A 26,061-nucleotide genomic window follows, 5' to 3' on the forward strand; every position below is an offset into this window, starting at 1 on the left:
TTCTCCCCTTTGGCGGGGATCAGGCGGGCGAGCAACCGAAGGTGCTGGCAAAGGCCTTTTCACCCTTTGTGGTGAAGGTCAGCACACGCCCGTTTCCTTGCCGCAGCCAGTCGCGCTGCTGCATGGCTTTCAGAAGCGATGCGCCGAGCCCGCCCCCGAGGTGGTGACGACGTTCGCTCCAGTCCAGGCAATGCAGGCAAACCGGGCGCCTTGCCTTTTCCAGCGGCGAAAGATCAATGCCGAAGCTTGAGAAGAAATCCCGCCCGCTATCCGTAAGTGCGGGATCGTCGCCTGACGTGACGAGACCTTTTGCGGTGATAGTCGAAAGCAGTGCCACGCCACTTTCTCCGGCCAGATGATCGTAACAGATGCGCGCCTCGCGAAGCGCGGTGTCCTTTGGTCCGGTACGCACGCGCACGGCCCCGGTGCGCTGCGCAAGTCCCATCAGCGCTTCAAGAACCTGCGCCACATCCGCGTCGGAAAGCCGGAAATAGCGATGCCGCCCCTGTTTTTCCGCTTTGAGCAATTGGGCGTCGGAGAGTTTTGACAGATGCCCGCTAGCGGTCTGCAGTGTCACGCCGGCGGCTTCGGCAAGCTCGCTTGCCGTCAGCGCGCGTCCGTCCATCAGCGCCGTCAATATGTTGGCGCGTGCGGGGTCGCCGATCAGGGCGGCGACATTTGCGATCAAGGGTCCGTCTTTCATAGTTCGATGATAGCCGAAGCATTGATGTGAGGCAATGGCGTAGACAGGGAAGGCAGAACACGAGGAGACTGCCGATGCTGACCTGTTTCATCCGTTACGAGATCGACCCCTTCAAGGCCGATTCTTTCGATCAATATGCCCGCAACTGGGGTGAGGCGATACCGCGCTGCGGCGCCGATCTGATCGGCTATTACGCGCCGAAAGAGGGATCGAGCACTATTGCCTACGGCGTCTATAACATCGAAAACCTTGCCGCGTACGAAGCCTACCGGGCGCGACTTGCCGCCGACCCGGCAGGGCGGGAAAATTATGAATTCGCCCGGCGCGAGCAATTCATCCGCCGTGAGGACCGGCTGTTCCTGAGGCTGGCATCTGCGCCGCACGGCGGAGGCGAACGATGATCGCCGTCATATTCGAGGTATGGCCGGCTGAGGGCGAAAAACAGCATTATCTCGATATTGCCGCCAGCCTGCGCGCCGAGCTCGAAACCATCGACGGCTTCCTGTCCGTCGAACGCTTTCAGAGCATCGGCAATCCCGACAAGATGCTTTCGCTGTCATTCTTCAGGGATGAGGAGGCGGTGAAGGCATGGCGCAACACCGCGTCGCATCGCGCAGCACAGTCGCTGGGACGGTCCGGCGTCTTTTGCAATTATCGCCTGCGTATCGCCACCGTGATGCGGGACTATGGTTTGAAGGAGAGGGAGGAGGCCCCGATCGACAGCAGACAGGCCCATGCGGCGGATGATCAAGTGCGGCGTTGACGGGCCTTCAGATCAGTTTTTCTTCAAGCCGGTCCAAGGCTTTCTGGTTCGAACTCGCTGCCAAAACCCGCTATAGAAGGAGCGGGTTATGGATGGAGAAGGGCTGCCACGCGGCGGTCCGCCCGATTGGACATGGAGAGAAGAACGATGTCGGCAGAAAAAGTGGCGATTGTGACGGCAGGCGGCAGCGGCATGGGCGCGGCCGTGGCGAAACGTCTAAGCGCTGATGGTTACAAGCTCGCGATCCTGTCGTCCTCCGGCAAGGGAGAGGCGCTGGCGAAGGAACTGGGCGGCATCGGCGTCACCGGCTCCAACCAGTCCAACGACGATCTCAATCGACTGGTGGAGCTGACGCTCGAAAAATTCGGCCGTATCGACGTTCTCGTGAACAGTGCAGGCCATGGCCCGCGCGCCTCCATCCTCGATATCACCGATGAGCAATGGCACACGGGTCTCGATGTCTACCTGATGAACGTCATCCGCCCGACACGGATTGTGGCTCCATTCATGGTGAAACAGAAAGCCGGGTCGATCATCAACATCTCGACTGCCTGGGCTTTCGAGCCGAGCAGCATGTTCCCGACTTCTGCAGTGTTCCGCGCCGGCCTTGCTTCCTACACCAAGATTTTTTCCGATACCTATGCGGCCGACAATGTGCGCATGAACAATGTTCTGCCCGGTTGGATCGATAGCCTGCCAGCCACGGAAGAGCGCCGCCAGGGTGTGCCGATGCAGCGTTACGGAACGAGCGAGGAGATAGCCGCAACCGTTGCCTTCCTCGCCTCGGAAGGTGCGGGTTACATCACTGGCCAGAACATCCGCGTCGATGGTGGTCTGACACGGTCTGTTTGACGATTGGCATATCGGGCTTCCGTCACCCCGGACTTGGTCCTTTGCCAACGCGGTCAAATCCTTGATCGCGAGATATTTCTTTCACGGCGCAGACGCGCCGTGGCTGGATGCCGGATCGATTACGGCATGAGATAAACCTAACATCCGCCAACAAGGCAAAACGCCCGCAACATGGTTGCGGGCGTTTTTTGTTTCAGTGTCTTCTATCAAAAGAAGCCTTTGCGCTGCCACCAGCCGCCCTTGCGCGGCTTCGGCTCGTCGCCGTCAGGGTTGGCGGGCGTGCCCGACGAGGTCACGACCGGCTCCGAACTCGAAACATTGCTGCCCCGGTTCGCGCGAACCTTTTCTTCCGTCGCCGGTGCTACCGCTTCCGAACCCAGATCGGCCGAGGCTTCACCCACTTCGTCGAGGGCGACATCGACGACGGTTTCCACAACGACTGCGGGCTCGACGATCACCGGCTCGACCGTTTCAACGGTTTTGGCTGCGACTTCAGCCTGCGGTGCCGCTTCAGCCGGCGGTACGTCTTCGTTCTTGGCCTTCGCCTTGCGGGTGCGGCGCGGTTTCTTCGGGGCTTCCGCTTCCACGACGTCGGCAACCACACCTTCCACCACTTCGGCAGCGGTAGGCTCTTCGGTTACGGATGCTGCGGCGGAAACCTCTTCGCTTTCGCCTTCCGTTTCGCCTTCTTCGCCGGACTCAGTGCCTGCGGCATCGAGAGCCTCGTCTTCAGCACGGTTGCGACGGCCGCCACGCTTGCCACGACGGCGACGCTTGCGCTTACCCTCTTCATCAGAGCTTGCAGCTTCGTTCACACCGTTTTCATCAGCGTCGTCTGCGGCTTCATCGGTTTCGACGCCATCTTCGTCGTCCGCATCATCAGCGCCGGTGTCATCGCCAGCCTGCGCATCAACTGCACCGTTCTGGTCGTTCTGTCCGCCCTTGCCACGACGGCGACGACGACGCTTGCGCTTGCGCTTGCCGTCTTCACCATTGTCGCCCTGCTGCTGTTGCTGGCGCGGCTCGCTAGCCTGCGCCTTGACGATTTCTTCCTCTTCTTCGTCCTCTTCCACCTCAACAACGAAATCGTCTTCCTCTTCCACGAAGCTCGGGAGCATCTGGATAAGGCTTTCGATCTTCACCGGATTTTCAACCGCTTCACCACGATCGATGGCGAAATGCTGCGCGCCGACGCCGGCATCGGCCGCAATGATGATCGCCACACCGAAGCGGCCTTCATAATCGACAATCGTGCCGCGCTTGTGGTTGAGCAGATAGAGAGCCGTTTCCGGCGTGCAGCGCACGGTGATATTGTGGGTCGTGTTGCGCAGCAGATATTCCTCAACGCCGCGCAGCACGTGCAGCGCGATGGAGGATTCCGAGCGAACGTGACCCGTGCCGCCGCAATGCTGGCAGACCTGCGTGGTCGATTCCAGCACCGAAGCGCGGATGCGCTGGCGCGACATTTCCAGAAGACCGAAATGCGAGATACGGCCGACCTGGATGCGCGCCCGGTCGTTTTTCAGGCAGTCCTTGAGCTTCTTCTCGACGGAGCGGTTGTTGCGCTTTTCTTCCATGTCGATGAAGTCGATGACAACAAGACCGGCAAGGTCGCGAAGACGCAGCTGGCGAGCCACTTCTTCCGCCGCTTCCAGATTGGTCGTCAGCGCCGTTTCTTCAATGGAATGCTCGCGGGTCGAACGACCGGAGTTCACGTCGATGGCAACCAGAGCTTCCGTCTGGTTGATGATGAGGTAACCGCCCGATTTCAGCGTAACCTGCGGCTGCAGCATGCGGTCGAGCTGGGCTTCGATGCCCGAGCGCGAGAAGATCGGGTGGATGTCGCGGTAAGGCTGAACCACCTTGGCATGGCTCGGCATCAGCATCTTCATGAAGTCTTTTGCTTCACGGTAGCCTTCTTCGCCCGAAACGATGATCTCGCTGATATCCTTGTTGTAGAGATCGCGGATCGAACGCTTGATGAGGGAGCCTTCCTCGTAAACGAGGCAGGGGGCCGTGGAGTTCAGCGTCAGCGTGCGGACGTTTTCCCACAGGCGCATCAGATATTCGAAGTCGCGCTTGATCTCGACGCGGGTGCGGTTGGCGCCTGCGGTACGCAGAATGACGCCCATGCCCTGCGGAACTTCCAGATCGCGCGCGATTTCCTTCAGGCGCTTGCGGTCGGTCGGCTGGGTGATCTTGCGGGAAATGCCACCGCCGCGTGCGGTATTCGGCATCAGCACGGAATAACGGCCGGCAAGCGACAGATAGGTGGTGAGTGCGGCACCCTTATTGCCGCGTTCTTCCTTGGCAACCTGCACGAGAAGGATCTGGCGGCGCTTGATGACTTCCTGAATGCGATACTGCTTGCGCGGCTTGCGGGCAACGCGATCGGGAACCTCTTCCATGGCGTCTTCGGCGCCGACGGATTCGATCACTTCCTTTTCGTGATGATCGTCATCATCGTCGTCGTCATCATCGTCATTGCCACGGCGAAGACCCTCGACTTCCTCGGAAATCGTATCTGTATCGACCATGGCAGCCATTTCGCCGCCCGTGCTGCCGTCTTCTTCGGAAGAGGCCTCAGCAGTAGTGTCGGAAACGGCTTCTTCTTCCGCGACCTTCTTCTTGGCGCGGGGGCGGCGGGTACGCTTCTTCGGTGCTTCTTCCGCAACGGCCTCGACGGCCACAGCAGTCACGTCTTCGGATACCTCTTCGGCAGCGGCAGCGGCAACGGTTTCGTCCACGACCACGGCGTCAGTCGTCTCGCTGACGGCAACGATGCCGACATCCGGCTGGTCCGCCTGCGATAGATCGACAGCCGGTGCGCCGGGCTCGGGGGCGTCAGCCGATTCAAAGTCGTCGCTGCGGCGATGATCCTCGGCTTCCGCCTTGAGGAGCGCCTGACGGTCGGCGAGCGGGATCTGGTAATAGTCAGGGTGGATTTCCGCAAAAGCGAGAAACCCGTGGCGATTTCCACCGTAATCGACGAACGCCGCCTGAAGGGAGGGCTCAACCCTCGTGACCTTGGCAAGGTAGATATTGCCGCGGATCTGTTTCTTGTGCTCCGATTCGAAGTCGAATTCCTCGATCCGGTTCCCACGGACAACGACTACGCGTGTCTCCTCTTCGTGGGAGGCGTCGATAAGCATTTTGTCTGCCATGTAAGCTGTGCTCCTCGGCGCAGCCTTGTTTTATACGAGAACAGGCCCGCCACACGGACGAGCCTTTCATATGAGTGCAAGGATGTGCCGGAAATGAAGTCTCCAGCCGGGCCTCTGTAAACTGGCAGCATCCGGACCGACGGCGAGGCGCTTGGCCTGCTCCTGGTATCCGGTTCATATGAAAACTGCTGCGACATCATTGGCCAGGCGGAACGACAATAATATATAGACCCCTTGGGGTCCGATGAATTTGCTCTCCTCAGAGCAGCGGTGGCATTGCCACCGGGTAGGTCTCCGACCACGGCCGGAATTGATCCAGTTTCAGGATAAATGTAACGACGGCAGATGATTGCCCGTTTTGCAGCGCCAGCGTCTTTTTCGATTGGCAGCCGGCGGGCATCTATCCCGTCAACACTTTTAACCCTCATCCTTGTTGTATGTTTTCTCTGTCATAATAGCAATAGGCTGGCTAAATATGCCATATTGTTGGTGGAATTTCCGGGTTAACAATTGGTTCACCAACGCCTGCGATTGTGGGGCGCAAACGCACAAACACGCGTCCGGCGTGGCCGAAATTACGACGTTCCCGGCACTTTGCCGCACCATTTATGAAAAATGACTGAAATACGGAATTTCTTGAAGACCATGAATTTCACGCGCAGCGCAGCGATATTCGATGGGGCAGTGCCGCTTGGCGCGCGAATCGCGCGGCTTGCGGGTGCCCTTGTCTTGCCGGTTGTCTTTTCGGTCGCCGCATTCGTCTCCTGCGTTCCACAGGCCTTCGCCGTGGAGCCGCTCATCGCCAATCAGGCACGCATCATCGGCGACGAGGCGCGTACGCGCATCGTTCTCGATTTTGCCGAGGAGCCGGAATTCGACATTCACTATCTCGATTCGCCCGCCCGCATCGTCGTGGACTTTCCGGCGGTGAATTTTGCGTTCCCCGCATCGGCTCTGGCGCCAACCGGCCTTTTCTCGGACATTCGCTTCGGTAGCATGGGGCAAGACAGCGCCCGCATCGTGCTGACGGCAAAAAAACCGGTTCAGGTGGCGGTTGCCGAAACCAAGAAGAGCGAGGACGGCACATCGTTCCGTTTCGTCCTGGATGCGGAGATCACCACCAAAGCCAAATTCGCCGAACTGGTGAAAGAGCAGCAATGGCGCGCGCCGGCGCCGGTCTCGACAGCGGCGATCACACCTGACGACAAGACATCGCGGCAGACGGATTTCGTCATCGCTGTTGATGCCGGCCATGGGGGCATCGATGCCGGCGCTTCCGGCGGCGTAACCGGCACGGAGGAAAAGGTCATCACGCTGACCTTTGCCAAGGAACTTGTGGAGCGGATGAACCGGGAGCCCGGCATCAAGGCGTTCCTGACGCGTGATTCCGACACGTTTCTCGCTTTGTCCGAGCGGGTGACGATCGCCCGGCAGAACAATGCCAACCTGTTTATTTCATTGCACGCCGATACACTGAAGCAGAAGGGCATCCGGGGCGCGACCGTCTATACATTGTCAGACCGCGCCTCAGACCGCAGGGCGCAGGAGCTGGCCGAGCGCGAAAACAAGTCCGACCAGATTGCCGGTGTGGCAGCCTCCAGCGAGCCGCCTGAGGTGGCCGATATCCTTCTCGATTTCACCCGGCGCGAAACACAGGCCTTCTCTGTGACGCTGGCAGAAAATATCGTGTCGTCCTTCGAGGGACAGGTCGGCCTCATCAACAATCCGCATCGTTATGCCGGTTTCATGGTGCTGCGCGCCCATGACGTGCCATCGGTGTTGCTGGAACTCGGCTTTCTCTCCAATCCGGAAGATGAAAAACTCCTTCTTGATGCGGAATGGCGCAAGAAGGTCGCCGATACGCTTGCAACTGCGGTCGGACGATACCGCACCAAGGCCATGGCGAACGGCGGCTAAAGGGCCGGGCGGGCGAGCGGCGCCCCCGTTGTCGCCGTGCCCCTTGCTGCCGAAAAGCTGTTCAATTCTTGGGCCTTGCGGACGATTACGTTGGCGAAGCCCTATTTTACTCACATTCGCCGCGTTATTGCGGAAGCGGATTCTGTGGTGATCCGCCATTGCGGCTGGAACCGCAATTGCGGCAGTCGGCCCGGTAACATATCAGCGAATGCTGTCGTTCCGGCTTGTCATCGAAGGTATGGTGTGCAAAACGGCACGCGATATGCAAGGATGCGCCCGTATCATCGGGCGTTGATGGTTACGATTCGAATTATCGGTAGCTTGGTATGATCAGACTGATTGGATATTTTTTCGGCTTGGCCAGCGTGCTCTTCCTGTGCGCCGCCGCCGCCGGTGCGATTTATTTGCACGGCGTGACGAAGGACCTGCCGGATTACGCAGTTCTGAGCACTTATGAGCCGCCGGTGACGACCCGAGTGCACGCCGGCAACGGCGCGCTAATGGCGGAATACGCCCATGAAAAACGCCTGTTCCTGCCGATCCAGGCTATCCCGGACCGTGTGAAGGCAGCTTTCCTTTCGGCGGAAGACAAGAATTTCTACAACCATCCGGGTGTGGACATCTGGGGTCTCGGCCGTGCCGTTCTCGTCAACCTCCAGAATATCGGCTCCGGCCGTCGTCCGGTCGGCGCGTCCACAATCACCCAGCAGGTGGCAAAGAACTTCCTGCTCACCAACGACCAGACCTTCGACCGCAAGCTCAAGGAAGCGCTTCTGTCCTTCCGCATTGAGCAGACCTATTCCAAGGACAAGATCCTCGAGCTTTATCTCAACGAGATTTTTTTCGGCCTGAATTCCTACGGTATCGCCGGTGCGGCACTCACCTATTTCAACAAATCGGTCACGGAACTGACGATCGCGGAAACCGCCTATCTCGCATCGCTGCCGAAGGGCCCGGCCAACTACCATCCGATCCGCCGCGAGAAGGCTGCGCTGGAACGCCGCAACTGGGTGATCGACCGCATGGCCGAGAACGGCTACATCACGGTCGGCGATGCCGAGGATGCAAAGAAGCAGCCGCTTGGCGTCAATCTGCGCCGTGGCGGCGCGCATATCTTCGCGTCTGACTATTTCGCCGAGGAAGTCCGCCGCCAGATCGTCGAGAAATACGGCGAGCAGGCGCTTCTTGAAGGCGGCCTTTCGGTTCGCACCTCTTTCGATCCGCAGATCCAGATGGAGGCGCGCAAGGCGCTTCAGGACGGTCTGGTGCAATATGACGAGCGTCGCGGTTTCCGCGGACCCGTCGAAAAGATCGAGACAACCGGTGACTGGACTGCGGCGCTCGCCAAGGTAAAGGGCCTTCGCGACGTTCCCGAATGGAAGATCGCAGTTGTCCTCGCCGTTGCTGCAGATGGCATTGATATTGGCGTGCAGGTCGATCCTGATGCCGAGGATGGCGACAAGCGCACACGCGGCCATATCTCCGCTGAAAACATGCGTTGGGCCTATCGCGATGCCACAGGCAAAAAGCCGACGGCTAAGTCGCCGGTTGGCGTTCTGGCTGTTGGTGACGTCGTTTACGCACAGCCGCTGTCCGGTTCCGGCAACGAATATCGTCTGCGCCAGCCCCCGAAGGTGCAGGGCGGCATGATGGTGATGGATCCGCACACTGGCCGCGTTCTGGCCATGGTCGGCGGCTTCTCCTATGCGCAATCGGAATTCAACCGCGCCACGCAGGCGATGCGCCAGCCCGGCTCCTCCTTCAAGCCGTTCATCTATGCGGCTGCACTCGACAACGGCTATACCCCGGCCTCGGTCATTCTCGACGCGCCAATCGAGGTTGTTTCGGGCGGCCAGGTCTGGAAGCCGCAGAATTACGGCGGGGGTTCCGCCGGTCCTTCGACCCTGCGTCTCGGCATCGAAAAATCCCGTAACCTCATGACAGTGCGTCTGGCGCAGGACATGGGCATGAATCTGGTCGCTGAATATGCCGAACGCTTCGGCATCTACGACAAGATGCCGCCGCTTCTGGCAATGTCGCTCGGTTCGGGTGAAACAACCATCATGCGCATGGTCTCGGCCTATTCTGTGATCGCCAATGGCGGCAAGCAGATCAAGCCGACGCTGATCGACCGCATCCAGGACCGTTACGGCAAGACGATCTTCCGGCATGAGGAGCGTGCCTGCGAGGGCTGCAACGCCACCAGCTGGCAAAATCAGGACGAGCCGGTCATCGTTGATAACCGCGAGCAGGTTCTCGACCCGATGACCGCTTACCAGACGACCTCCATGCTTGAAGGTGTCGTGCAGCGCGGCACGGCGGCGGGCAAGATCAAGGTCGATCTGCCGGTTGCTGGCAAGACGGGCACCACCAACGATGAAAAGGACGCCTGGTTCGTCGGTTACACGCCGGACATGGTTGCCGGTCTTTATATCGGCTTCGATTCGCCCGCACCGCTTGGGCGCGGCGGCACCGGTGGTTCGCTGTCGGCACCGATCTTCGGCGAGTTCATCGCCGATGCGGCCAAGCACCTGGAACCGAGCAAGTTCATCGTGCCTGAAGGCATGAAGTTCATCGCCGTCAACCGCAAGACCGGCATGGCCGCTTCGGAAGGCGAACCTGATACGATCATGGAAGCCTTCAAGCCGGGCACCGGCCCGGCCGATACCTTCTCGGTGATCGGCGCGGAAGGCATGTCGCAGGAGGATATTCTGAAGACCTCGCCACAGGCCCAGCAGGCCATCACCGGCGGTGGCGGCGGTCTTTATTGATACCAGTCTTATGTTTGGCGGGGGGCGCGGGTCTTTACATCCGCGCCCCCCGCATTTATTTGAGCTACCAGTTTAAATGAAGGCGAAGAACCAGCGAAATGCGCAATGAAATTGTGAACGTAGTCGACGAAATCAAGCAGGCCATAAGCCTGCTGAGGAGGCATCTTTGACTGGGACCAGGCGATAAGACGACTGGACTGGTTGAATAACAAGGCAGAGGACCCGACCCTCTGGAACGATGCCACCGAAGCGCAGAAACTGATGCGCGAGCGCCAGCAGCTGGATGACAGCATCAATGGCGTGAAGGCGCTTGAGCAGCAGCTCAAGGACAATGTCGAGCTGATCGAACTCGGCGAGATGGAAGGCGACGACGAGATCGTCAAGGACGCCGAAGATGCGCTGAAGGCGCTGAGGAGCGAGGCGAACCGCCGTCAGGTGGAAGCCATGCTTTCCGGTGAAGCTGATAGCAACGATACCTATCTCGAAGTTCATTCCGGCGCCGGCGGTACGGAAAGCCAGGACTGGGCCAACATGCTGCTGCGCATGTATACCCGCTGGGCTGACCGCGAAGGCTTCAAGGTTGAAGTGCTGGAAGTTCATGACGGCGAAGAGGCTGGCATCAAGTCCGCGACGATCCTCGTCAAGGGCCACAATGCCTTCGGCTGGCTGAAGACGGAATCGGGCGTACACCGCCTCGTCCGCATCTCGCCTTATGACAGCAATGCGCGTCGCCACACATCGTTCTCCTCCGTCTGGGTTTACCCGGTGGTCGATGATTCGATCCAGATCGACATCAATGAGAGCGATTGCCGCATCGATACCTATCGTTCGTCCGGTGCAGGCGGCCAGCACGTCAACACCACCGATTCGGCCGTGCGTATTACCCACATACCGACCGGTATTGCCGTGGCCTGCCAGCAGGAGCGTTCCCAGCACAAGAACCGCGCCAAGGCGTGGGACATGCTGCGCGCCCGCCTTTACGAGGTGGAACTGCAAAAGCGGGAAGATGCGGCAAACGCCCAGGCCGCATCCAAGACGGATATCGGCTGGGGCCACCAGATCCGCTCCTACGTTCTGCAACCCTACCAGTTGATCAAGGACCTGCGCACCGGCGTGGAAAGCACCGCACCCGGCAACGTGCTGGATGGCGATCTGAACCAGTTCATGGAAGCGGCCCTCGCGCACCGCATCAGCGGCGGCGCAGACGTGGAAGTGGCTGATATCGACTGACGCGTCACAGCGTCGCTTGAAAAAATCACCCCTCGCAAACCCATTGCGAGGGGTTTTTCGTTGGAGGAGATGGATGAAACAGGCGCTTTACATCGTCGACGTTCAGCGGAGCTTCAATCCGCCGGCTGCGCTTGTGGCGGACATATCCGCGCTGGCCGCCACCATGCCAAGCGTTGCCAGCGTCGAGCGCCATGATGAAAGCGTCACGCCTTTCGAGCGGCAACTCGGCTGGAAGCCGGGCAGGGACGACTGCTCGCTGGTTGCGGCAGACTGGATTTTCATAAAGCACGGCTACGCGCCGCCAAGGGCGGCCATCGACCACCTCCTGTCTCTAAAGCTCGACAGGGTGCTGGTCTGCGGCATTCAGGCCGATACCTGCGTGCTGGCTGCGGGTTTTGCCCTGTTCGATGCGGGGCTTCATCCCACGCTTCTGCCATGGCTGACGGTGGGCTCCAGCCTCGATCGCAGCGGCGAACTCGGCGCCAGACTATGGAAACATCATTTCGGTGCGGTTCTGGCCGGGCCGCATGAGCTTAACGCGTAGAGAGTTTCCAGTAAAACTGCATATAATCCAGGAGGTAGAGAACCTCCAACGATTCCGTTCAAACCGACGTTCTCTCGCCCTCAGTTCGAGGCCTTTTCGATCTTCATCTCGCCGAGTTCGTCGATCAGGATCGTCCAGCTTTCCGCTTCCCTGATCTGCGGATCGGTTTTCAGATAGACGGTCACAAACAGGCCGGGCGAGGCCGATGCACCGTTTGAGCTTTCGGGGCGAATATCCGTGACGTAGGACTTCATCTGGCTGAACTCTTCCAGCTCGATGTTTTCGAGAAGGTTCGGTCCGTTTGCGGTAGTGGCGATGCGCTGCAGATAGACTTTAGCGGTGCCATCGCCCTGGCGGATTGCAACCACCTTGTAATAACCGCGCGAGGGTGTCGCTGGCGGCGGCCGCAACTGGCCATCAGGACCTTTCACCGGCTCAAGATTATGCTCTTCCCACATGCCGCTGCTGACAACGAAGATCGCCGATACCGGCAAGTTGTCGATGGCCTCCGTTTGCGCCCGCACGGGAAGCGCTGTGGCGGCGAAAATGAGGGCGGCAAGAAGAGGTTTTTTCAGGGGCATGGCCATCATCAGTGGTTGGCGTCAATTGTTGAATTGTTCGGCGAGTACGCGGTCTGACCATGAACGGTCCGGGTCCGAGAGAATTCTGGCCGTCCTGTCCTGCGATTGCGCAATCCGCACATGCCGTACGGATTTCACCTCCGTATGGTCGGCGACCGCGTTCACCGGACGCTTGTCGCGCTCCAGAACGTGAATATCGACCGTCACCTTGTTGGGCAAAAGTGCGCCGCGCCAACGCCTTGGCCGGAAGGCGCTGACGGGTGTGAGCGCCAGAAGCGGTGATTCCAACGGCAGGATCGGTCCATGGGCTGAGAAGTTATAAGCTGTCGATCCTGCCGGTGTCGCAACCATCATGCCGTCGCAAATCAACTCTTCAAGCCTCGTCTTGCCGTCCACCTCGACACGAAGCTTGGCGGCCTGATGCGATTGCCGGAACAGGCTGACCTCGTTCATGGCAAGCGCCGTAAATTCATCGCCGTCGGAATCCGTCGTCGTCATGCGCAGCGGATGAAAATCATTGCCGGTCGCCACCGCAATACGCTCGACCAGGCCGTCTACCCGGTAGTCGTTCATCAGAAAGCCGACCGATCCCCGGTTCATGCCATAGACCCGCTTGCCGGAATTCATCGTTTCGTTGAGAATTTGCAGCATGAAGCCATCGCCGCCGAGCGCCACGATCACTTCCGCCTCGTCGAAGGGCGTGTTGCCGTAAGCGCCTTTCAGCTCCTCCAGCGCCCTCTGCGCCTCCTCGGTTGCGGAGGCGACGAAGGATAGTGAACAGTTAGAATGCGACATTCGCTTCCCTCGGCAAAGACGCATACCGGAATCGATATGCGGACGATGCTGTAACCTGTTGAAGCAGCTCATAATCTCCAAACGTCGATAAAACGGTCGATCGCAAGCCACAAGACGCATCCTTGGTACATGAAGACGGCAGCAGGCGACAAGGCCTTTCCAGCGGACAGGCGTTCGCAGCAGGCGGGTTTACCCGCGTGCGGTCCACAGCTTCTTGGTTTCCGGCCTTCGACAAGGGTTGCGATGCGGCGCGACGTGAGGCAACTTGCGCGAAACAAGCGGAACGGCGAGTGGCAGGAGACGGGCGTGGTGCTGAATTACAATATCTACGATGTCTTTACCGAGACCAAAATGGCGGGAAATCCGCTGGCGGTCATGTATGACGCGGATGGCCTCGACCAAGTGACGATGCAGGCGATAGCCAGAGAAATGAACCTCTCCGAGACCGTTTTCGTCAACCGCTCGGGCAACCCGGCCCACGCGGCTTCGCTGCGTATCTTCACGCCTTCGGGCGAGTTGCCTTTCGCGGGCCACCCGACTGTTGGCGCAGCGATCGCTATTGCCGAGCGCAATCGCAATGAAGGTGACGACGATATCGATATGGTCTGTGTGCTGGAGGAAAAGGTGGGTCCGGTCCGCTGTGCGGTGAAAATGCGCGCCGGTGCGGTCAGCTTCGCCGAATTCGACCTGCCGCGCAAATCGTCCCGCGTCACCCTGCCGCTCGATCATGCCGCACTTGCCGATGCGCTGGGCGTGAGCGAAGGCCATCTAGGCTTTGAGAACCACGTACCGTCGATCTGGACGGCCGGTGTGCCGTTCCTGCTCGTGCCGCTGCACAATATTGCCGCTATCAGCGAAATGGATTTCGACGCCAATCTCTGGCTGCGCACCGCACCGCTGGTGGAGGGGCGCCTGACGGCGGCCTATATCTACTGTCGCGGCGGCGTCAATCACGCGGCAAAGTTCCATGCCCGTATGTTTTCCCCGGAAATGGGGATTTCGGAAGACCCCGCCACCGGTTCCGCCGCCGCCGCCCTTTCCGGTGCAATCCATCATTTCGACGGCCTGACAGACGGTCACTATCCGCTCTTGATAGAGCAGGGCGTGGAGATGGAACGTCCTTCCCACATCCATCTGCGCATGGACATCAAGGACAACGAAATCGCCCGCGCCCGCATCGGTGGCCACGCGGTCCGTGTAGCATCGGGTACGTTCGAGATCTGATTTCAACGTGAGCGACTGAACTACAGTCAAAAAGCTACCTGCCGACCAAAAAGAAAAACCCCGGCCATGACCGGGGTTTTATTGTTTCTGGTCTTAACCAGAGATCAGTTGAACCGACCCGCCGCATGGGCAAGCATCGTGTAGACCTTGCCGGTATCGGAGGTGAGGTAGGACTGGGTGACTGTCCGGTCACGGTCCGTGCGGGCGACATCAGCGAGCAGCTTTTCGAAATCGGTGATGTAGCGGTCCACGGCGGTGCGGAATTCGGCCTCCCGCTCGTATTTGCGCTTGATCTCGTCAAACGTCGTCTGGCCCTTCAGCGTATAGAGGCGACGGGTGAAGACGTCACGTTCGCCGCGCTGGTACCGGCGCCACAGTTCCACCGAGGCATCGTGGTCGATCGCGCGGGCGATGTCGACGGACAGCGAGTTCAGCGATTCCACCATGTGACGCGGATTGCGGGTATCGGCAGCACGGGTCGGCTGCTGATCGCCGCTTGCGCGGGGTGCGGAAGCGGCGGCCGATTCCTGCGAGGCGCCGCGCAGAAGATCGCTGATCCAGCCACCGCCTTCTTCGCGGCGTGCGGCAGGAGCCGCAGTTGCCTGGGACGGGGCAGGCGCCTGACGGTTTTCGACCTGGCGGTTCTCAAGCGGCAGGGTGCCACGCAAGGCGGGTGCGGCTGCCGGCTGCGGCTGAGCCGGGCGTGGTGGCTGTGCCGGCGTGGCTGCTGCCGGCTGCGGACGCGCTTCGACACGGCGTTCAGCGGCAGGCTGGGTCGCGGCAATGGCGCGGGCGACGGGTTCGGAAACTTCCATCTGTTGGGTCGAGCGACCGACAAGCTGGGAAATATCCTGCAGGGCCTTGATCTGCTCGGAAACGGCGCGGCGCATCGCTGCGGCGCTTTCCTTGGCCTCTTCCGGCAGGTCGAACGCGCCACGCTTCAGTTCGGCACGGGTCGCATCCAGCTCGCGGCGGATATCGTGGCTGGAGCGGCGGATTTCGTCCGTCGCGCCGGCAAAACGGCTGACAGCTTCCTCAACTGCCTGACGCAGCGTTTCCTTGAGGTTGGCGGCGGCGGCATTGGATTTTTCCGAGGCACTGCCGAGCAAGTTGTCGACTTCCGAAAGCGAGGATTCGACACCGCCACGCAGGCGGTTGACCAGCTCGTCGGAATATTTCTGCGCGTCGGAAAGCGTGCTCTCGATCGAACGGCTGGCATCCTGACCAGCGGCGAGGAGGGCACCCCGCATGGTCTGTGCTGCCGAGCGGGCGCGCTGTTCCGTCTCGTCGAGCGAACGGCCGATATCGGAGAAGGATGCCTGCAGATTGTCACGCAGGTTGCCGGCGACGTTCTGCGAACGCTCCTCGGCCTCGTTGAGCGTGGTTTCCACCACGCTGACGACGCCGCGCATGGCGGTTTCGATTTCCTCGGAACGCTTGACTAGTCCGACAGACAGGCTGCGAAGTGCATCCTGACGCTCTTCCAGCGTACCGACAAGGCTCGACTGCGCGGCATTGAGCAGTTCGGACGCCTGGCTGAGAACCTTCGAATGTTCCTCGAAACGTCCGACGATGCCGGCAACCTGCGCCAGTGTCTGGCCGGAAATATTCGACAGACGATCGATCTTTCCTTCCAGCAGACGGCTGGAGCTGGACACCATGTCGGCGGCCTGCGAGGCGGATTCGGAGAAGCGGGTGGCCGATGCGTTCAACGCTTCGTCGGCCGTGCCGAATTCCTGCGCGGCGCGCTCAACCGCAGAGTTGAAGTTGTTTGCCGACTTTTCGACGATTTCGGCCATGCTGTTATGGGTCTGCGACAGCATATCCGTGCTCTGGCGCGTGGCGGCGACAAGCTTGTTTGCCACATCGCTGCCCGTGCGGGTGTATTTGTCGATACCTTCTTCGACGGCGTCGGCCATGGCCGTATGCGTCTGCGACAGCATGTCCGTGCTCTGGCGGGTTGCCGCGACAAGCTTGCTTGCTGCCTCGCTTCCGGCGTTGGCATAATCGCTGATCGCCTGTTCCACCATGCCGACCATGCCGCTGTTGCTCTGCGACAGAAGTTCGGCGCTCTGCTGGGCGGCGGAGACGATCTTTTCGGCGGCTTCGCGACCGATGGTGGCGTATTCGTCGACGACAGGCTTTGCCTTCTCTTCGATCAGGCGCGACAGTTCAGCAGAACGGCTGGCCAGCATCGAGTTGAGTTCGCGAGTGCGGTTGTCCAGCGCCGAGCGGATGGATTCGCCGCGCGCATCGAGAGCGGATTCGACACCGGTCAGGGTCTCGGAAATGACGCCCACCTGCGAGCGCACGACCGCTTCGGCCTCGGCAACCTTGTTGACGATGATGTTGCCCGCCTCGGAGAAGGTCTGGGCGACGGCTGCCGCCTGGCCGGACAGGCGCGTCTGTGCATCCGAGATGCGATTGACGATCTCGCCGGAGCGTTCTTCGATCGCCTTGGTGAAGGCGTCGTTCTGCGCCTGCACCTGTTCGGCGAATTCCGAGCCGGTTTTCGCAAGCAGGGCAGTGGAGCGAACGGCTTCCTCGTCGATGCTCTGGGTGGCGGAAATGACCGCCCCACGCAGGCCGACCGCAAGCTCACTCGCCTTGCCTTCGATGGTTCGGTTGACGTTTTCGAGGCCGATCGTCAGCGCGCGGTCCATGGTGCCGAGGCGTTCATCGATGCGGGCCGAACCGGCATCGAAGGTTTCCGCCAGACGGCTGGTGCGGCTTTCGAAGGTGTCGGCAACCCGTATCGTCTGCTCGTCCAGAATGCCGGTGATACGTTGAGCAGCATCGTCGCTGGTGCGGGCGAAGGCGGCTGTCTTGTCTTCCAGCGCGTCGGCAAAGCGACGTCCGGCATCCTCGATCGACGTGTTGACGTTGCCGAGATCGCTCGACACACGCTCCTGCAGCGCTCCGAGCGAGGTCTCGATGCGGGTGCCGGTCTCGTCGAGCCTGCCCGTGACGCTTCCGATCGAGGTTTCGATCCGCGAGGAGAGAGCATCGGTCGCACCGCCAATTTCGCGGGCGGCCTCACCGATCTTGACGGCAATATCACCGGCGCTGTTGCGAAGACGCTGTTCCAGCGTGGCTGCACTGCCGTCTATGGCCTTCTGTAACGTCTCCTGCTGGGTTTCGAGCGAGAGTTCGAGCATGCTGGCGCTGGATGCAACGGTGGTGCCGATCATCATCGCCTGCTCGGAGAGCATGTCGCCCATCTGGGTCGTGGCTGAGCTCAACGTCGCGGCGATATCCGCCTGGCGCTGCTCGAGCGCGGTACGGATGTCTTCATGCGATTGCGAGAGGTTGTTTTCGAGGCGGGAGACGCCTTCTTCCACCGTCTGCGCAAAACGGCTGCTGCCGTCTTCCACGACGCTTTCGATGCGGCTGGCCGCGCCGGAGACGCTCTGCTCGATCAGGCCGCTATTGCGCTCAAGCGAGCCGGCAATGCGTTCGGCCTGCGAACCGAGCATGGTCTCCAGCCGCTCGTGGCCGCTGGCGAGTGCGTTTTCAAGCGTGAAAGCCGTCGATTCCAGTCGCTGGCCGACGCCTGCGGCCGCGAGCGACAGTGATGCGGTTCTGGCATCCATCGCCTCGGAGATACGCTCCTCAACGCCAGAAATCGTCATGTCGAGCGCCATGGTGCGGCTGTCGAGAGCGTCCGCGATGCGTTCTTCCGCACTGGAGACAATGCCGGAAAGGGTGGCAGTGCGGCTGTCCAGGGCATCGGCAATACGATCTTCGACCCCGGAAACCGCCGAGTGAAGCGCAGCAGTGCGTCCGTCGAGGATGTCGGCGATCTTTTCCTCGACACCGGAGAAGCTCAGGTCGAGCGCCATGGTGCGGCTGTCGAGCACGTCCGTGATCCGCTCTTCCGCGCCGGATACGACGTTTTTGAGCGAAGCCGTGCGGCTGTCGAGTGCGCTGGCAATGCGGGTCTCGGCACCGGCCACCAATTCGCCAAGAACGGCGGTGCGGGTATCGAGCGCTTCGGTAATTTTTTCCTCGGCGCCGGAAAACGCCATGTCAAATGCCATGGTGCGGCTGTCGAGTGCATCTGCAATGCGTTCTTCAACGCCGGAGACGACGGCGTTAAGCGCCGCCGTGCGGCCATCAAGCGTTTCTGCGATACGGGTCTCTGCACCGGCCACCAATTCGCCAAGGACGGCGGTGCGGGTATCGAGTGCTTCGGTAATTTTTTCCTCGGCGCCGGAAAACGCCATGTCGAGTGCCATGGTGCGGCTGTCGAGTGCATCCGCAATGCGTTCTTCAGCCCCCGAAACGACGGCGTTGAGTGCTGCCGTGCGACCATCAAGCGTTTCCGCGATACGGCTCTCGGCACCGGCAACCACGTCGCCGAAGGTGGACGTGCGGCTGTCGAGTGCGCCCGCAATCCTCTCTTCGGCACTTGCCACAATGCCGGACAGAGCGGAGGTACGGTTGTCGAGCGTTTCCGACAGCCTCTCCTCGACATTGGCGAAGGTCATGTCGAGCGACAGCGTGCGGCTGTCCATCGTGTCGGCGATGCGTTCCTCGACGCCGGAAATGGCGCTGGAAAGAGCGGCCGTGCGGCCATCCAGCGTCTCGGCAATACGGTTTTCCGCACCGGATACGACGTCGTGCAGGGCAGCCGTGCGGCTTTCCAGCGTATCGGAAATGCGGTCCTCAATGCCGGAAACGGTGCCGGTGATGGCGGCGGCGCGGGTTTCGAGCGTTTCCGAAAGACGGCGCTCGACATCGGCAACGACGCTGTTGATTGCGGCTGCACGCTCCTCAAGCATCGCGGCTAGACGTTCCGCCGTGCCGGAGACCGAGCCGGTAATGGCCAGCGAACGGCTGGCGAGCGCCTCGTCGAAACGGTCCTGGCTTGCCGAAAGCGCGCCAAACAGGGCATTGCTGCGCTCCGCCAGCACGCCGTCGATCTTCTCGTGCGAATTGGCGAAGGCATCGGTGATTTCAGCGGTGCGCTGGCCGATTGCGTCGCTGAACGCGCGGGTACGGGTCTCAAGCGCGCTTTCGAGCATTTCCTGGCCGGTGCCCAGTGCGGTTGCAAGAGCAAGCGACTGGTCGGTCATGGTGTTGCCGATGCGCTCAAGTCCGCTGGTCAGCATGGTGTCGAGGGCTTCGGAGCCGCCAGCAACGGTTTCGTTGATCCGGGCGAGGCTCTCCATCAGCTTACTGTCGAGGCTGCCGGCGCGCTGGTCGAAGGCACTGGCGAAATCCGCCACATGTTCGTCGAAGGCGGAGTTGACCTGGCCGACCGTCGCCTGCAGGCGTTCTTCATAGAGGCCCGAGCGAAGATCGAGATCCATGATCGCGTCATCAGCCGTGCTTTGCAGGCTCTGGCGGAAAGACAGGCCTTTTTCTTCAAGCGTCGTGGACAGCTTGTCGAGCACGTTATCCAGCGAACCGCCGATGATCTGCTGGCCGCGATCGATATTGCGGTTGAGTTCGAGCGTGCGGGTGGAAAGGGTCTCGTTGAGCTGGCGGGTGCGTTCCTCGAGTGCGCTGTTGAGGCTTTCCGCGCCGCTGTCCAGCGTCGAGGCGTGGATCGCGAAGCGTTCCAGCAGCACTTCGCCGCGCTCGTCCAGCGTCGAGGTGAGGTTGTGCAGACGCATGTCGAATTCGCTCGATAGCGTTGCGCCCGAGGAATTCAGTGCCTGAAGCAGGTTTTCGGTCTTGGCGGCAATCAGGCTGCCCATCGCCTCGGTCGAGGCGCGCGATTTTTCGAGCAGCGCGGCCGAGCGTGTGTCGATCATCGAGGCGAAGGCCTCACCGGTCGTGGAAAGCCGCATCGAAAGCTCTTCGCCGACGATGGAAAGCTCTTCCTTGATCTGTTCTTGCGCGCCTACAATGGAGGAGCGGATGCGCTCCGCATGGTTGACGATAGCGTCACGCTCGGCGCTCAGTTCCTGCACGAGGCTGCGCACGCGCAGTTCATTGTCTGCATAGCTGCGCTCAAGCGCGTTGACTTCAGAATGGACGAGCGTTTCGAGTTCGGTCGCGCGGGCAATGGTGCGCTCGATGCCGTCGTTCATGGCCGAGACTTCTCGGCGAACCGCCTGGCCGACGGACATGATCCGGTCGGAGGCGACAGTTTCGGGTTCGGCAAGACGAAGGGCGACTTCTGCCATCGACCGGGCAGCGTTGCGCAGATCGCGGGCACGCGCCATCATGATCGCGAAGGCGAAGAACAGCATGATCGGAACGACGATGCCGACGACGATCGCCATCAGCCCAGGTATTGCGGCGAGATCGGCAACCGAGCCGATGTTCCAGAGTGCACTGCCGTAGATAAGATGCGCGATGCCGAGGCCGCCGAGCGCCCAGATCACCGACATGATCGTCGCGTTTCTGAGCGCGCCGCCGATGGAGCCGCCTTCGAGCGATTTCAGGATCATGGCCGGGCTGCGCTTGGAGCCGTCGTTGGCAGCTTCCAGATTGGGGGATCTGGGCGCCTGTTCGGCAGGCGCGCGCGCGGCCTCGGGAGCAGGGGGCTGTCTGCTTGCTTCCTTCAATCTGGCCTCCGGCTGCTTTGGCGCTGTCGTCTTCCGCGATTCCGGCTTGTCTTCGAAAGCACCAAGCTGCAGGGCGTCTTCCAACGCCTGAAATGCAGTCTCGTCGACAGAGTCGCTGATCTTGTTATTCGCCATGCGGTTACGCCTCGTTACACATACGCCCGGCTTCATGCCGTTTGACCATCTGCGACCCGCAAATGGACTGCCGCCATCATGCCAGCGGAACATTATCCCGTTAAAGAGAACAATTCCGCCATTACCAATCCCGAATTGCTGGTGGTCCAGCTTTCGGGCGAAATTACATCACTGTGCCGGAATAACAAAGCTTGAGCATAAGCCTCGTCGGAACGGCAGTACCGTAGTGACACATTTAGGTGTTCGAAACAATTAATGCGGGTTTGCCGCAGCAGCGAAGTGTCGGCTTTTTAACAGTTTTTAAACCTGAGTTTCACGCTGAACGCCTTGTTTCGCATAAGTTTAGCATAAATTAACCATAGCAGAAGATTTTCGCCCGCGTCACGCCGTAATTTAAGCTGATAGCACCGGCTTCAATGCGTAAATACGACACAGATGTGACACGAAACAGGAAACGGCGAGACAAAGGAATTTCAGATATGGCAGCCGTCAGTATTGCTTTCGAAGCTCCGGATAATTTTGGTGGTGCGCCGGCCGCCGCGACAAGACCAATCGATTTCGAACATCTCGCGCGCCAGACGATGGGCGACAAGGAACTTGAAATCGAGGTGCTGCAACTCTTCAGCCGTAACGCCCGTGCTGCTCTGCATGAAATGGCCGGCGCTGACGACAAGACCGTCAAGGCAACTGCCCATCGTCTGAAGGGGGCCGCGCAGGCGGTTGGTGCCTCCACCGTTTCCACGGCGGCGGCGGCAGTGGAGGACAAGGGCAACGATAGCGCGGCCGTAGCCAGACTTGCGGCAGCGATTGTCGAAGCGGAAAATTTCATCCTCAAGCTCTGCCGCTAAGGCGAATCCAGTCTGTTTTACAGGGCCGGTTGCGCTTGGCGCCTGCGAGAAGCGGGTTGCCAAGGCGAACCGGCCTTTCTATGTGTTTGTTTAGAACAGTTCTTAGACACCATTTTGGATCTCCGGCATGACAAAACTGACCATTGTTGCCTTTGACGGCACGCCCCATGAACTCGACGTAAGCAACGGTTCCACCGTCATGGAGAATGCCGTGCGCAACTCCATACCCGGCATCGATGCGGAATGCGGCGGCGCCTGTGCCTGTGCGACCTGTCATGTCTATGTGGATGACGCATGGGCGGAACGTGTCGGCGGACCCGAGCCGATGGAAGAGGACATGCTGGACTTCGCCTTCGAAGTACGCCCTACCTCGCGTCTTTCCTGTCAGATCAAGATGAAGGACGAGCTTGACGGCCTAGTCGTTCACGTTCCCGAACGTCAGGGCTGACGGCAAGCCGAATTATACGGCACAGAAAAAGCCCCGCTCACCTGTTAGCGGGGAGCGGGGCGAGGCGGGTACGCAGCATGCAAGCGAGGGAGGAAACACCTGCGAGCCTCAAGTGCGCACCGGGAGAACCGGAGGTGGTTTCGAACGCCGGACCCCTGCGGATCACCACCGTTAAAAACCATGTGAACAAGCTACAATGAGTCTCGTTGACCGCACCATGACGAGAAGTCACGGGTGATATCGAACATGACGTAACGTCATGTTAGCGTTGCGTTTCGCGTCCAGGGGAGTATGGGCGGAAAGGCGGCTCAGCGCCGGTTCTGGCCCTGTTCGATCCGGTTCTTCAAAAGCCGGGTCATGCGCGCGTCGAAGTTTTTGGATTCCACGATATCGAACCTCAACTGATCCTTGTCGTGCTCGTCCATGACGGTCTGGGTGATCTTGCCGACCATTGCCTGTAGCGTTTCACAGTCTTTTTGCGGACGAAGCGCCGTCAGTTGCCTTTCGAGCGAGCGGGCATGGGTGCGGGCGATTTCCGCGTGCCGTTCCTCGTGGCGCTTGATATCTGCAAGCAACGTATCCCAGATGAAGGCCAGTTCCGCCGTGGTGCGGCGGCGGTTTTTCCATTGCGGCAGGAGAATACGGGTGTTCAGCAACACCTTGGTGCTTCCAACGCTGCACATGCCGTTTTTCTCGACATAGGTGAGTTCGCCGCCGAATTTGATCTCGGTGGCTCCGGGATGGCGTGCGCCGGTGTTGCGCGTCAGCGGGCCATGCTTGGAAAGCTGCTTGTCGAGGTCAGCGGCGGTTTTACCGCTGATCGAAAAATAGGAATAGGTCTTGCTGACGATGGTTTCGGAAAAGGCCGATCCGGGCATGGAAAGGGCTAATGCGCCAGCGAAAACGGCGCAAAGAGCACGTGAAGATATGGTCATAACCCGGCCTTCCGGTTGAACTTGAAAAACGTTTGCTGCATAGGCGGAGCGGAACTTATAAGAATTGGCATAACACTCCGTTATTCCCGAAAGGCGCGTGTTACGTGATAACAGCCGGCAGCAATGTGTGGCAAGCGGCCCATGGTCGCTCCCTGAAACTTGATGGACGTGGCCGTATTATGGCCATCGTCAATGCGACGCCCGATTCCTTTTCGGATGGCGGCCGTTATCTTGCCGTTGATGCGGCTTTTTCCCATGCTCTGACATGTGTTGAGGAGGGGGCGGATATCATTGATATCGGCGGCGAATCCACCCGCCCTGGCGCGGCCGAGGTGACCGAGGGTGAGGAACAGGATCGCGTGCTGCCGGTTATCGAACGGCTCCGTCGCGAGACTGATGTTCTGATTTCCGTCGACACCTACCGCGCATCCACAGCAAGGCTGGCGATCGAGGCGGGCGCCCATATCGTCAACGATGTTTTCGGCCTGCAGAAGGACGGGAACATGGCGGGCGTGGTTGCCGCCGCGCGCGCGGGCGTCTGCATCATGCATACCGGGCGCGACAGGCAGAAGCGCGCCGATGTTATCGAGGATCAGTTCGAATTCCTCAATCGTTCGCTTGAGATGGCGGAAGCTGCGGGAATCGCCCGCGACGCCATCGTGCTCGATCCCGGTTTCGGTTTTGCCAAGGACGAGCGTGAAAATGTCGAGCTGATGGCGCGCTTTGGCGAACTTGCCGCGTTTGACCTGCCTGTTCTGGCCGGGACGTCGCGCAAGCGGTTCATCGGGTCGCTGACGGGCAGGGATGCGGCCCACGAACGCGATATCGGAACAGCAGCGACGACAGTGATCCTCAGGCTGGCGGGTGCCGCGATTTTTCGCGTGCACAATGTCGCCGTAACACGCGATGCGCTGGCAATTGCCGACGCGGTTCTTGCCAAAGCGTCGGCAAGGCCCGATGCATAGATCAATAGATGCCGGAGTGCCGCATGCCTTAAAAGAGGCCGGCTATTCCGGTATAACCCCGCCATGGAGGCGATGCGATGAGCCGCTACACCATTATTCTGAAAAACTGTTCCTTTTTCGCCCGTCATGGCCTTCTCGAGCAGGAGGAGGTGCTGGGCCAGCGCTTTTTCGTCGATGCCGAGATGGAGGTTGAAGCGGGTAACGCGCTCGAGACCGACGATATCGAAAATACCGTCGATTATGGCGTCGCCTTCGCCGTTATCGAAAAGATCGTCGTCGGCCAGCGCCGTTACCTGATCGAGGCCCTCGCGAACGATATCGCCAAGGCCCTGCGCGCGCGTTATCCGCAGATTGTCTGGCTGCGTATCACGGTTCGCAAGCCCTCTGCGCCGGTTCCCGGCATTCTCGACTATGCGCAGGTGAGTGTTGAACACCGTGCCTGACAGGATGACAGTTGCCGCACTAGGCCTTGGCGGGAATATCGGTGACCCCGCCGCTGCAATGGCCAGAGCCTTGCGCGAACTGGATGCACACGGCGATTGCCGGGTGCTGTCTGTCTCCGGGCTTTATCGCACGCCGCCCTGGGGTAAGACGGACCAGGCGGATTTTTTCAATTGCTGTGCGCTGGTCGAAACCTCGCTTTCAGCACCCGCACTGCTGCAATTGTGCCTCGATATCGAAAAGGGCATGAAACGGGTCAGAACGGAGCGCTGGGGGCCACGCACCATCGATATCGACGTGCTGACCTATGGTAATGATGTTGTCGTTACGGAAAGCATTGAAGTGCCGCATCCGCGCATGACGGAGCGTGCCTTCGTGCTGATGCCGCTAGCCGATATCGCACCCGATCTCGATGTCCGGGGCAAGCCCGTGCGGGAATGGCTGCGGCAGGCGGATAAAACCGGCATCATCAGCGCAAACGAAAAACGGGAGTGGTGGACACTCCCGCTTGGCGATGGCTGAAGAAGTCGCGGGTTTTACGGCTTGATCGAACCGACGGCGATCTGGTCGATGTCGCGCGCGAGTGTGACGCCGATAACCGGGATCATCTGGTCGGCGACCTTGACGGAAATGGTGATGTTCATCGAATTATCGTTCGAGACGCGGGCGACCATGGCACCGTTGAGCTTGGCGCGATTGATGCCCACAACGACCTTGTCGCCGCTGACCTGCCCGGAAATGATGTCCAGTCCCTTGCCTTCGGCGCCGTCTAGGAACTTGCCCTCGTAAGAGCCGCCCTTTTGGCTGATGACCGCGGACATGGGCTGGCTGAAGACGCCGACGCGGCAGGTGCCGGCGAGCTTGATGCCCGTCTGCTTGTCGTCGAGCGGTTCGCCCGTCAGGTCGCAGGTGAACTTGGTACCCTTGTACTTGCCGGCGACGATTTCGCCCGGACCTTTCCAGCTTCCCGCAACGGAACGGAAAAACACGTCGTCGCGATCGCGCGATGCGGCATGGACGTCAGACAGGCCGAAGCTGCCGCTGACGGACAATATGGCGGCAAGTCCGCCCACAAGCGAAAAGAAGCGCGAATACATGATACTTTCCCCGGCGAAGAAGCCTGTTCGATAATCGGCAATCTACCGGCGGAATGGTTAATGCTTGGTTTATTTCGGCTTTATTTACAGCTTTGTCCGTAACCTTTTGAGCCGTACAAGTCCGGCT

General features: G+C 60.1%; 20 protein-coding genes. 13 read left to right on the plus strand and 7 right to left on the minus strand.

The features are described from left to right. Window positions 1–19: 19 nt before the first annotated feature. Window positions 20–703, minus strand: coding sequence for an ArsR/SmtB family transcription factor (locus tag ACQZ6D_RS01610; protein WP_038490782.1), 684 nt, complete (start codon window positions 701–703; stop codon window positions 20–22). 74 nt (window positions 704–777) lie between these two features. On the opposite strand from ACQZ6D_RS01610, the gene ACQZ6D_RS01615 reads away from it, so the two are divergent. The 3 genes from ACQZ6D_RS01615 (at window position 778) to ACQZ6D_RS01625 (ending at window position 2,318) form a co-directional block, all read left to right on the plus strand. Continuing rightward, complete coding sequence (locus tag ACQZ6D_RS01615; RefSeq protein WP_065704670.1) at window positions 778–1,104, plus strand: NIPSNAP family protein; 327 nt, start codon at window positions 778–780, stop codon at window positions 1,102–1,104. Then, window positions 1,101–1,466 (plus strand): antibiotic biosynthesis monooxygenase family protein, encoded by a 366-nt coding sequence (locus ACQZ6D_RS01620; protein ID WP_065704666.1) that lies wholly within the window; start codon window positions 1,101–1,103, stop codon window positions 1,464–1,466. The genes ACQZ6D_RS01615 and ACQZ6D_RS01620 overlap by 4 nt, the downstream gene beginning before the upstream one ends. Window positions 1,467–1,613: 147 nt before the next feature. After that, a complete protein-coding gene (locus ACQZ6D_RS01625) occupies window positions 1,614–2,318 on the plus strand; it encodes an SDR family oxidoreductase (RefSeq protein WP_065704664.1) in 705 nt (234 codons plus the stop codon). A gap of 206 nt (window positions 2,319–2,524) precedes the next feature. Here ACQZ6D_RS01625 and ACQZ6D_RS01630 read toward each other — a convergent pair whose 3' ends face one another. Then, the gene (locus tag ACQZ6D_RS01630; protein ID WP_065704662.1) at window positions 2,525–5,482 is read right to left on the minus strand and encodes an Rne/Rng family ribonuclease; all 2,958 of its coding nucleotides are present in this window, start codon (window positions 5,480–5,482) and stop codon (window positions 2,525–2,527) included. 645 nt (window positions 5,483–6,127) lie between these two features. Here ACQZ6D_RS01630 and ACQZ6D_RS01635 point away from each other — a divergent pair. The 4 genes from ACQZ6D_RS01635 to ACQZ6D_RS01650 all read left to right on the plus strand — a co-directional run bounded on the left by ACQZ6D_RS01635 (window position 6,128) and on the right by ACQZ6D_RS01650 (window position 11,944). Then, window positions 6,128–7,399 (plus strand): N-acetylmuramoyl-L-alanine amidase, encoded by a 1,272-nt coding sequence (locus tag ACQZ6D_RS01635; protein WP_065704658.1) that lies wholly within the window; start codon window positions 6,128–6,130, stop codon window positions 7,397–7,399. 326 nt (window positions 7,400–7,725) lie between these two features. Beyond that, window positions 7,726–10,170 carry a penicillin-binding protein 1A gene (locus ACQZ6D_RS01640; RefSeq protein WP_003512768.1) on the plus strand — a complete coding sequence of 815 codons (2,445 nt, stop codon included), beginning with the start codon at window positions 7,726–7,728 and terminating at the stop codon, window positions 10,168–10,170. Between the two features lie 98 nt (window positions 10,171–10,268). Further along, window positions 10,269–11,400 (plus strand): peptide chain release factor 2 gene (gene prfB, locus ACQZ6D_RS01645; protein ID WP_097102382.1). Its coding sequence is split into 2 segments (ribosomal slippage): window positions 10,269–10,337 and window positions 10,339–11,400, totalling 1,131 coding nucleotides; the frame shifts between segments, so codons are not numbered across the junction. Between the two features lie 73 nt (window positions 11,401–11,473). After that, complete coding sequence (locus ACQZ6D_RS01650) at window positions 11,474–11,944, plus strand: cysteine hydrolase family protein (RefSeq protein WP_111789266.1); 471 nt, start codon at window positions 11,474–11,476, stop codon at window positions 11,942–11,944. A gap of 80 nt (window positions 11,945–12,024) precedes the next feature. Here ACQZ6D_RS01650 and ACQZ6D_RS01655 read toward each other — a convergent pair whose 3' ends face one another. Together ACQZ6D_RS01655 and ACQZ6D_RS01660 are read right to left on the minus strand one after the other, a co-directional pair. Beyond that, on the minus strand, window positions 12,025–12,525 hold the full coding sequence (locus tag ACQZ6D_RS01655; RefSeq protein WP_065688310.1) for a hypothetical protein: 501 nt from the start codon (window positions 12,523–12,525) through the stop codon (window positions 12,025–12,027). A 21-nt stretch (window positions 12,526–12,546) separates the two neighbouring features. Beyond that, window positions 12,547–13,320, minus strand: a complete 774-nt coding sequence (locus ACQZ6D_RS01660; protein ID WP_003512774.1) for an NAD kinase — start codon at window positions 13,318–13,320, stop codon at window positions 12,547–12,549. Between the two features lie 306 nt (window positions 13,321–13,626). On the opposite strand from ACQZ6D_RS01660, the gene ACQZ6D_RS01665 reads away from it, so the two are divergent. Further along, window positions 13,627–14,544 carry a PhzF family phenazine biosynthesis protein gene (locus tag ACQZ6D_RS01665; RefSeq protein ID WP_025593313.1) on the plus strand — a complete coding sequence of 306 codons (918 nt, stop codon included), beginning with the start codon at window positions 13,627–13,629 and terminating at the stop codon, window positions 14,542–14,544. Between the two features lie 104 nt (window positions 14,545–14,648). On the opposite strand, the gene ACQZ6D_RS01670 is transcribed toward ACQZ6D_RS01665, so the two are convergent. Continuing rightward, the gene (locus ACQZ6D_RS01670; RefSeq protein WP_448729584.1) at window positions 14,649–21,200 is read right to left on the minus strand and encodes an apolipoprotein A-IV repeat region-like domain-containing protein; all 6,552 of its coding nucleotides are present in this window, start codon (window positions 21,198–21,200) and stop codon (window positions 14,649–14,651) included. A 479-nt stretch (window positions 21,201–21,679) separates the two neighbouring features. Here ACQZ6D_RS01670 and ACQZ6D_RS01675 point away from each other — a divergent pair, with 479 nt between their 5' ends. Together ACQZ6D_RS01675 and ACQZ6D_RS01680 are read left to right on the plus strand one after the other, a co-directional pair. Beyond that, window positions 21,680–22,048: an Hpt domain-containing protein gene (locus ACQZ6D_RS01675; protein WP_003512780.1), complete on the plus strand. Its 369-nt coding sequence runs from the start codon at window positions 21,680–21,682 to the stop codon at window positions 22,046–22,048. A gap of 127 nt (window positions 22,049–22,175) precedes the next feature. After that, entirely contained in the window at window positions 22,176–22,496 is a 321-nt protein-coding gene (locus tag ACQZ6D_RS01680; protein WP_003512782.1) for a 2Fe-2S iron-sulfur cluster-binding protein, read from the plus strand. A 308-nt stretch (window positions 22,497–22,804) separates the two neighbouring features. On the opposite strand, the gene ACQZ6D_RS01685 is transcribed toward ACQZ6D_RS01680, so the two are convergent. Next, a complete protein-coding gene (locus tag ACQZ6D_RS01685; protein ID WP_003512784.1) occupies window positions 22,805–23,431 on the minus strand; it encodes a DUF922 domain-containing Zn-dependent protease in 627 nt (208 codons plus the stop codon). Window positions 23,432–23,610: 179 nt separating this feature from the next. On the opposite strand from ACQZ6D_RS01685, the gene folP reads away from it, so the two are divergent. The 3 genes from folP to folK all read left to right on the plus strand — a co-directional run bounded on the left by folP (window position 23,611) and on the right by folK (window position 25,359). Then, a complete protein-coding gene (gene folP / locus ACQZ6D_RS01690) occupies window positions 23,611–24,396 on the plus strand; it encodes a dihydropteroate synthase (protein ID WP_081308532.1) in 786 nt (261 codons plus the stop codon). Between the two features lie 77 nt (window positions 24,397–24,473). Continuing rightward, window positions 24,474–24,839 (plus strand): dihydroneopterin aldolase, encoded by a 366-nt coding sequence (gene folB, locus ACQZ6D_RS01695; RefSeq protein WP_013636000.1) that lies wholly within the window; start codon window positions 24,474–24,476, stop codon window positions 24,837–24,839. A gap of 4 nt (window positions 24,840–24,843) precedes the next feature. Continuing rightward, window positions 24,844–25,359, plus strand: a complete 516-nt coding sequence (gene folK, locus ACQZ6D_RS01700) for a 2-amino-4-hydroxy-6-hydroxymethyldihydropteridine diphosphokinase (RefSeq protein WP_083211653.1) — start codon at window positions 24,844–24,846, stop codon at window positions 25,357–25,359. Window positions 25,360–25,373: 14 nt separating this feature from the next. Here the strand turns inward: folK and ACQZ6D_RS01705 are convergent, their stop codons facing one another. After that, window positions 25,374–25,934, minus strand: a complete 561-nt coding sequence (locus tag ACQZ6D_RS01705; protein WP_003512790.1) for a hypothetical protein — start codon at window positions 25,932–25,934, stop codon at window positions 25,374–25,376. Between the last annotated feature and the right edge of the window lie 127 nt (window positions 25,935–26,061).

It is taken from the genome of Agrobacterium sp. 22-3639C2, from assembly GCF_053522105.1.